This window comes from Xanthovirga aplysinae, assembly GCF_009711365.1.
In the GTDB taxonomy this organism is placed as follows: domain Bacteria; phylum Bacteroidota; class Bacteroidia; order Cytophagales; family Cyclobacteriaceae; genus Xanthovirga; species Xanthovirga aplysinae.
Map to the genome: position 1 here is coordinate 1 of NZ_SMMB01001036.1, position 6,843 is coordinate 6,843.

Below are 6,843 nucleotides of genomic sequence, written 5' to 3' on the forward strand. Positions count from 1 at the left end.
AAGCTAAACAAAAATACATTCAAGCATGGGGAAGTCTGGGTTCCAGTTGGGGAATTAACCGAACTATGGCACAAATTCATGCTTTGCTTCTGATTTCTAAAGATCCCATGTCCACAGATCAGATTATGGATGAGCTCCAAATTTCCAGGGGGAATGCCAATATGAATATCAGGATGCTTATTGATTGGGGCTTAGTCAATAAAATTTTAATTCCAGGGGACAGAAAAGAATATTTTATTACAGATAAGGACATTATGAACTTAGGAGTTCAGGTTGCCAGGGAAAGAAAAAAAAGAGAATTAGAACCAATTATCAGAATGTTAAATGAGGTAAAGGATATCGAAGGATCGGGGAAAGATGTGGAGGTATTTAAAACAGTTACGGGTGATTTATTAAGCTTTGCCAAACAATCGGAGACTTTCCTGAATACCTTTATCAATTCTAATAAGAACTGGTTCTTTAAAATTATTTCTAAGATAAAAATTTAAAAAATTTGAATTTAATTTTCAATTTTTTCTGAAACTTCCATAGTTATGGGAATAAATTTAAATCTATTGAGCTACATCCTTTACCTTGCCATAACCCTGTTTATTACATTTTGGGTTGGAAAAGAACTTCATAAAAAAGGAAGGCCGTTAATGGAATCAGCTTTTGATAAATATGGATTTAATTCCTGGGTTTCCTCCGTCAATAATAGCTTACTCATGGGATATTATCTGCTGAATGCCGGAAACATATTGCTTTTTCTTACAACATGGGAAAAAACAGAAAATCAGGGACAAATTATTGAGGCATTAATAGAAAATATAGGATTCATAGTCACTCTTTTAGGGGTCATTCATGTGTTCAATATGTCAACCTTAATATTCATGCATTTTAAATCAAACTTAAATAAACATTAAATCTCTTGTACTATGAAAAGCTACATTGTAACAACCTACCTGACCTATTTACCAATAGTTATCACCATGACTATTCTAGTGGCCAGAATACTCTTTAAAAACAGTAAAGTATTTATGCTTGATATTTTTAAAGGGCGGGAGGAAATAGCACTACCAACAAACAGATTGCTTGAAATTGGTTTTTACCTGCTTAATGTAGGTACTGCTTTATTGATTCTGAAATCTGACACAATTCTATCCACTCAGGTCATGGTCGAAACATTAAGTCATAAAATTGGAGGGTTTTCGATTTATTTGGGTGTCATGTTATTCTTTTACTTATACCTCTTCTTCCGTGGGAAAAGGAAAGCAGGTCAAAGGCCTCAAAACATTGCTTTAAAATGAAAAAGATAGTTATAGCCGGGGGAACTGGTTTTTTAGGAAGTGCTTTACGGAAGCACTTCCTAAAAAAGAACATTCAGGTAGTCGTTTTAAGCAGATCTTCAAGAAACAATTCAACAAATTTTAAAACCGTTCATTGGGATGGGAAAAATCCTGATCATTGGATAGATGACCTGGAAAATGCCGATATTTTAATAAATCTTTGTGGGAAATCTGTAGACTGCCGTTACAACTCAAAAAACAGAAAAGAGATTTTAGACTCCAGGGTCAACAGTACAAAAGTTTTAGGGGAAGCAATAACAACATTAAAAAAACCGCCTGTTCTATGGATAAATTCATCCTCAGCTACGATCTATCCTCATTCTGAAACAGAATATAAAACTGAATCTCATGAGGTGGGTAAAGGCTTTTCTGTCAATGTTTGTAAAGCCTGGGAGGGAGCATTCTTCAGTTTTATTACTCCTCAAACAAGAAAAGTGGCCATAAGATCATCAATGGTTTTTGGTAATGAGGGAAGTGTATATAAGACCTTAAAAGACCTGTCATTAAGAGGTCTTGGGGGTACACAGGGGAGTGGAAAACAATATATTAGCTGGATTCATATTGTGGATTTCATCAATGCAATTGATTTCATCATTAAAAACAACAAAATTAATGGCTGTGTTAATGTCTGTGCTCCTGACCCAAGACCCAATAGGGAATTTAACAGATTACTGAGAAATTCATTGGGTGTTAAATTTCATTTCCCAGTCAAAACTTGGATGGTTTACCTCGGTGCAATCTTTATGAAAACAGAGGCCGAATTGGTGTTGAAGAGCCGAAAAGTTATTCCGAAAAAATTATTGGATTCAGGATTTACATTTGAATTTCCGGATTTAGAATCTGCTTTTAATGATTTAAACCGTTTCGGGTAAGAGGGTGCAAAAAATTATTGGAATGGAATTTTGAATTTCAAATGCCTCCTCTGTTGTATAACTGTTATTAACCCTTTCGAGAAAAAGATTTACCCTTCCTTTATACTTCTCACTAAAGTATTTTGAAACCTGAAAAATTTTTTAAGAATTTTAAAACTTTACCGAATTTTTGTTCGTTTATAGGAAATATCATACCTTTGATTTATGAAGTTGAAAGATGAAGAAAAGGAAAATAAAATAAGGGAAGTGACCCTGGACCTGGTAAGTGAAAAGGGAATTGCCGGAGTAAAGATGGCGACAATAGCTAAAATGGCAGGCCTTTCGCCTTCTACACTTTACGTTTATTACAAAAGTAAGGAGGATTTACTTAAAGCTGTCTTTAGATTTGTTATGAGGCTTTTCTTTCAGATGGATTTGGACAAGGAACAGAGGGATACTCCATATAAAGCGAGGGTAGAGCACCTTTATAAAAGGATATTGGGGTTTAAACAGAAAAATGTACGGGAAAGTCATTTTATGAAGCAGTTTGCAACCTCTCCTTATTACGACCAGCAATTAAGTGCTGAAATGAAAGATTTAAGTGAAGGCTTTATAGGTCTGATTCAATTGGGAAGAGATCAGCTGATTTTGAAAGATCAAGTGGATATTAATGTTTTAGTGGCTGTAATTGATGGTATGACTGAAAAATTGATTGCTTACCAAGCCAAAGGAAAGATTGAATTAAGTGAATCCCTCATTAATGAATCGTTTCAGGTTGTGTGGGATGGAATAAAACAATAAAAATTTTTTTTAATGTAAACCGAATAATTATTCGTTAATAAAACGGTAAAAACAAAAATTATGAAAAAGACAATTTTGATTACAGGCGCTAGTACAGGTATAGGTAGGGCAACTGCCAATTTGTTTGTTGAAAAGGGTTGGAATGTAGCTGCTACTATGCGAACTCCAGAGAAAGCAGAAGGCCTAATTGAAAGTGAATCCCTTCTAAAGTTAAAGATGGATGTTCAAGACAAAGAAAGTATTAAACAGTCTGTTAAGGAGGCGATCCAGGCCTTTGGAAAAATAGATGTTTTACTTAATAATGCCGGATATGGAGCAATGGGCCCGATGGAGGCGGCGTCTGATGAGCAAATTAGAAGGCAATTTAATGTGAATGTTTTTGGGTTAATTGATGTTACCAAAGCTCTATTGCCTCATATGAGAGCAAATAAGGAAGGGCTAATCCTTAATGTTTCATCTATAGGTGGAAGGGTAACTATGCCAGAATTTTCTTTATATCACGCCACCAAATGGGCAGTAGAAGGCTTAACTGAATCATTGCAGTATGAGTTGAATCCATTGGGAATTAAGCTTAAATTGATTGAGCCAGGGGGAGTGGATACGGATTTTGCAGGTAGATCGTTAGATGCTTTTGATCTTGAAAAATGGAAAGAATATAAACCTGTGGCTGATAAGATTACTCAATATTTCAAAGCTGGTCAGGAAGGGGATCGATCAATCCCTAGCACAGCTGAACAAATGGCTGAAGGGATATTCAAGGCAACAACTGATGGCACTGATCAACTAAGGTATTTATTGGGTGAGGATGCACTTCAAATCTTTGAGGCAAGGAAGTCCTTGTCTGATATAGAATTTAAATCTATGGTAAACAAACGGTTTAATCTTTAGATTTTGAATATGACTACCATCTTCAAAAAGATAAAATTTATGATGCTTATTTTAGGAAGTTTAATAGGAGTCCTGGTGTTATCCGGATTCCTTTTTCTAAATTTCTCCCCCCAGTTTGGTCAGGGGGCAAAAGGGCTAAGGTTACAACAAATTAAAAGTTCTGAAAATTATAAGGAAGGGAAGTTCCAAAATACAGTCCCTACGGCTTCAGGAATTCAGGATTGGAGTGAAGTTCCAGGTATGATGTATAAATTTTTCAAAGTTGAGCCAGATCAGAGGCCCAATTGGGACATTCCAGTAGAATTACTGGATTCTATGGAAATTGAACTTACAAAACCAACTGAAAGTAAACTTACATGGTTTGGGCACTCCGCCTTTCTACTGGAAATGGATGGAGAGAAAATTTTGCTCGACCCCATGTTGGGTGATGTACCAGCTCCGGCACCATTTTTAGGAGGGAAACGCTTCTCAAAGACGCTACCAATAGACATTGAAAAACTGCCCCGGATAGATGCAATCATTATTTCACATGACCATTACGATCACTTGGATTATGGTTCCATCCAAAAGCTTAAAAATAAAACAAAAAAGTTTTATGTACCGCTTGGGGTAGGGGCGCATCTTGAAATTTGGGGTGTTGATCCCTCCAAGATTACTGAATTGGACTGGTGGGAAGAAAGCATGCATAAGCATATTAAGTTGGTGGCAACCCCGGCGCGACATTTTTCTGGCAGGGGATTAACGGATGGAAATCAAACCTTATGGGCCTCTTGGGTGATTCAGGGCAGGGGGGATAAAATTTTCTTTGGTGGTGATGGTGGATATTTTGAAGGATTTAAAGAAATAGGAGAAAAATACGGGCCTTTTGACTTGGCCATGCTGGAATGTGGGCAGTATAATGAGAATTGGGCCGATATCCATATGATACCGGAGGAAACTGCCCAAGCATGTTTAGATGTGAAGGGAAAAACTTTAATGCCCATGCATTGGGGGGCATTTAAATTGGCTTTGCATTCTTGGACAGATCCCATAGAAAGGGTAACGAAAGCTGCAGAGGAGTTGAATATTAATATTACTACTCCAAAAATAGGCGAAACGGTTGTACTTAAAAAGCATTTTCCTAAAGGGCAATGGTGGAAAAAGAAGGTGAATGAGGATGTTATTGTAAACCTTTAAAAGAGTGAAGTTGATTGCTGTTTAATGAAAATTTTTGTCCAATTCCTTTGGACTTAGATATCTAAATTTAAAGGCCAGGGATCATTTTTCTTTAAATACAAAGTGAATCCTGGCATTTGCAGGTTAATAGAATTGAAATTTTTATTAAACCTCCTCTGGTAGTACTTCCTTCAACTGCTCAATAATAATATGGGCATGTTCCCTTGAGTTTTCAATGAACCATTTATTGGTAATAGAACCTCCACAAACTACTCCAGCCAAGAATACTCTTGGAATGTTTGTTTCGTAGGTCTTATAGTTATGGCAAGGCGTTCTATGTTCCTCTACATTTACTTCAATTCCAACCTTTTTTAAAAAATCGAAATCTGGTGTGTAGCCCGTCATAGCCAATACCCAATCATTGGAAAGGGTTACCAAACCCTCTGGAGTTTGAATATCTACTTCTTTATCTCTTATTTCCACTATCTCCGAGTTAAAGTAACCTTTGATCGAGCCTTCTTTAATTCGGTTTTCAATGTCGGGTTTTACCCAATATTTTACACTTCGACTTAAAGCTTCTTGTCTCACAACCATTGTTACTTCAGCACCTTTTCGCCAGGTTTCCAAGGCCGCGTCCACTGCAGAATTGGCTGCACCCACTACAATGACTTTTTGAGAAGCGTAAGGATGTGGTTCATCATAATAATGTTTGACCTTGGGAAGCTCTTCTCCAGGAATATTCATTTTATTGGGGACATCGTAAAACCCTGTCGCCACAATTACAGATCGGGCATTGTAGGAGCCTTTATTTGATTTTATCGTATAAGAAAGTTCATTCTTATTCTGTGCTTGAATATTTTCTACTTTTTCATACAAATTCACCTTTAAATTCCAATGGAGGTATACTCTTCGGTAATACTCCAACGCTTCAGAACGGGTGGGTTTGTCTTGAATTGAAACAAAAGGAAGATTCCCTATTTCCAGGCGTTCGGAAGTGGAAAAAAAGGTCATGTTTTTGGGATAGTTATACAAGGAATTTACCAAACAACCCTTTTCCAGGATGATATAATTTAGGCCTGCTTTCTCACATTCAATTCCACAGGCTAATCCGATGGGACCAGCTCCTATTATTACCGTATCTAAAATATGATCCATGAATTTCTTTAGAAAATAATTGAATTAATAGTTCTATAAGGCTCCTTTGGCCCTTTTTCCATTATTATAAGTAAGGCTTGGGACAAGATAGGAGCTCTTAAATGAAAAAAATAAGAATATCACAAAATTTTAAAGGTTGTAAAAAATGCCTTTAACTAAAAGTTTCAGGTTCTTTTTGTCTTTATCCTAATTTATAAAACGTTCAAAATCTTTATGTCTTTTATTACTTAAAACTTGACTGTCCCAGCTACAAAAATCATGTAGCCTTAATTTTCAGCTTAACTCCCAGGAAGCATTGGCTTCACCAAAAGGCCTGAAAAAGGGAATATTTGCAAATTGACTTTTCTGAATAGTGCCGTTTGGTCAATCCTTTTGTGAAATATAAGGGATTGGAGATTTTCGGTATTTATGAAGTAGCGGATGGAAATAAGGGGGTGAGGATGATAGAAACTGGAATCAATTGGCGGTAGAATTATTTTATCGATTTGGTAATAAAGAGAACTTTTATGTAGGTGCTCCTTCTTTTCAGGGTAGTGGGGGGCTAAATACTGGTAAGATAGAAGAGGTAATTATCGAAAGATTCCAACATGGAGGAGACTGGCCTATATCTAAAAATATTCTTACAAAAGTAGAATATGTGAGTCAGAAATTTAAAGATTTTCCTACAG

The 6,843-nt window shown here is 36.3% G+C and carries 8 protein-coding genes and 1 pseudogene; 8 read left to right on the forward strand and 1 reads right to left on the reverse strand.

All coding sequences use genetic code 11. From position 1 onward, the window contains the following. The 7 genes from E1171_RS23820 to E1171_RS11050 all read left to right on the forward strand — a co-directional run. On the forward strand, positions 1-488 hold a 488-nt coding region (locus tag E1171_RS23820), incomplete at its 5' end, for a GbsR/MarR family transcriptional regulator (protein WP_187696397.1). A gap of 45 nt (positions 489-533) precedes the next feature. Then, complete coding sequence (locus E1171_RS11025) at positions 534-902, forward strand: hypothetical protein (RefSeq protein ID WP_155206062.1); 369 nt, start codon at positions 534-536, stop codon at positions 900-902. Between the two features lie 12 nt (positions 903-914). Next, positions 915-1,286, forward strand: a complete 372-nt coding sequence (locus tag E1171_RS11030; protein WP_155206063.1) for a hypothetical protein — start codon at positions 915-917, stop codon at positions 1,284-1,286. Next, positions 1,283-2,197 carry a TIGR01777 family oxidoreductase gene (locus E1171_RS11035; RefSeq protein ID WP_155206064.1) on the forward strand — a complete coding sequence of 305 codons (915 nt, stop codon included), beginning with the start codon at positions 1,283-1,285 and terminating at the stop codon, positions 2,195-2,197. Before E1171_RS11030 ends, E1171_RS11035 begins: the two co-directional genes overlap by 4 nt. 204 nt (positions 2,198-2,401) lie before the next feature. After that, positions 2,402-2,977, forward strand: a complete 576-nt coding sequence (locus E1171_RS11040) for a TetR/AcrR family transcriptional regulator (protein WP_155206065.1) — start codon at positions 2,402-2,404, stop codon at positions 2,975-2,977. Between the two features lie 60 nt (positions 2,978-3,037). Continuing rightward, complete coding sequence (locus E1171_RS11045; RefSeq protein ID WP_155206066.1) at positions 3,038-3,865, forward strand: SDR family oxidoreductase; 828 nt, start codon at positions 3,038-3,040, stop codon at positions 3,863-3,865. Positions 3,866-3,904: 39 nt separating this feature from the next. Continuing rightward, on the forward strand, positions 3,905-5,041 hold the full coding sequence (locus tag E1171_RS11050) for an MBL fold metallo-hydrolase (protein WP_246164284.1): 1,137 nt from the start codon (positions 3,905-3,907) through the stop codon (positions 5,039-5,041). Positions 5,042-5,185: 144 nt separating this feature from the next. Here E1171_RS11050 and E1171_RS11055 read toward each other — a convergent pair whose 3' ends face one another. Next, positions 5,186-6,175: a YpdA family putative bacillithiol disulfide reductase gene (locus tag E1171_RS11055; RefSeq protein WP_155206067.1), complete on the reverse strand. Its 990-nt coding sequence runs from the start codon at positions 6,173-6,175 to the stop codon at positions 5,186-5,188. A gap of 460 nt (positions 6,176-6,635) precedes the next feature. On the opposite strand from E1171_RS11055, the pseudogene E1171_RS11060 reads away from it, so the two are divergent. After that, a pseudogene (locus tag E1171_RS11060) lies at positions 6,636-6,843 on the forward strand (hypothetical protein); the annotation flags it as partial.

Bases quoted from the DNA above. Each gene is read 5' to 3' on its own strand.
- E1171_RS11025 (WP_155206062.1), top strand. From the start codon at position 534: ATGGGAATAAATTTAAATCTATTGAGCTACATCCTTTACCTTGCCATA.
- E1171_RS11030 (WP_155206063.1), top strand. From the start codon at position 915: ATGAAAAGCTACATTGTAACAACCTACCTGACCTATTTACCAATAGTT.
- E1171_RS11035 (WP_155206064.1), top strand. From the start codon at position 1,283: ATGAAAAAGATAGTTATAGCCGGGGGAACTGGTTTTTTAGGAAGTGCT.
- E1171_RS11040 (WP_155206065.1), top strand. From the start codon at position 2,402: ATGAAGTTGAAAGATGAAGAAAAGGAAAATAAAATAAGGGAAGTGACC.
- E1171_RS11045 (WP_155206066.1), top strand. From the start codon at position 3,038: ATGAAAAAGACAATTTTGATTACAGGCGCTAGTACAGGTATAGGTAGG.
- E1171_RS11050 (WP_246164284.1), top strand. From the start codon at position 3,905: ATGATGCTTATTTTAGGAAGTTTAATAGGAGTCCTGGTGTTATCCGGA.
- E1171_RS11055 (WP_155206067.1), bottom strand. From the start codon at position 6,175: ATGGATCATATTTTAGATACGGTAATAATAGGAGCTGGTCCCATCGGA.